This window comes from Massilia consociata (assembly GCF_042432755.1).
In the GTDB taxonomy this organism is placed as follows: Bacteria; Pseudomonadota; Gammaproteobacteria; order Burkholderiales; family Burkholderiaceae_D; genus Telluria; species Telluria consociata.
In genome coordinates, this window is record NZ_JBHLWP010000048.1 from 1 (window position 1) to 745 (window position 745).

1 protein-coding gene is annotated in these 745 nt (G+C 61.3%); it reads left to right on the top strand.

All coding sequences use genetic code 11. The features are described 5' to 3' along the window. The coding region (locus tag ACFFJK_RS22995) for a reverse transcriptase domain-containing protein (protein ID WP_379681957.1) at nt 1-745 on the top strand (745 nt) is incomplete at both ends.

The following is a 745-nucleotide window of genomic DNA, read 5'->3' on the forward strand; positions in this document are numbered from 1 at the left end:
GACGCGGTGCTAGCCGCTCAGGCTTACGTCCAATCCGGGCTGAGGATCGTGGTAGACGTGGACCTGTCGAAGTTCTTCGACCGGGTCAACCATGACATTTTGATCGACCGCCTGAGGAAACGCATCAACGACGCCGGAGTGATCCGGCTGGTCCGTACCTATCTGAACAGCGGCATCATGGACCATGGCGTGGTACAGGAGCGAAGCGAAGGAACGCCGCAAGGCGGGCCCCTGAGTCCGCTGCTTGCCAACGTGATGCTCGATGAAGTGGACAAGGAACTGGAACGGCGCGGCCATCGCTTTGCGCGCTACGCCGACGATGCGAACGTGTATGTGCGCAGCAGGCGGGCGGGTGAGCGAGTGATGACGATCCTGCGGCGCTGCTATGCCAGGTTGCATCTCGTGGTCAACGAAAGCAAGAGCGCCGTGGCCAGCGTCTTCGGCCGCAAGTTCCTCGGTTACAGCCTGTGGGTGGGGCGTGGGGGCGAAGTCAAGCGCAAGGTGGCGGAAAAGCCGCTGCAGGCGTACAAGCAACGCATCCGGGAACTGACCTGCCGATCCGGCGGGCGCAGTATGGCCGATGTAGTGCAGGGACTTCGTTCCTACATGTTGGGTTGGGAAGGGTACTTCCAGCTGGCGCAAACCCCAAAGGTATGGCGAGAACTCGATGAATGGCTGCGTCACAGGCTGCGGGCTATCCAGCTCAAGCACTGGAAGCGCGGAACCTCCATGTATCGGGAACTGC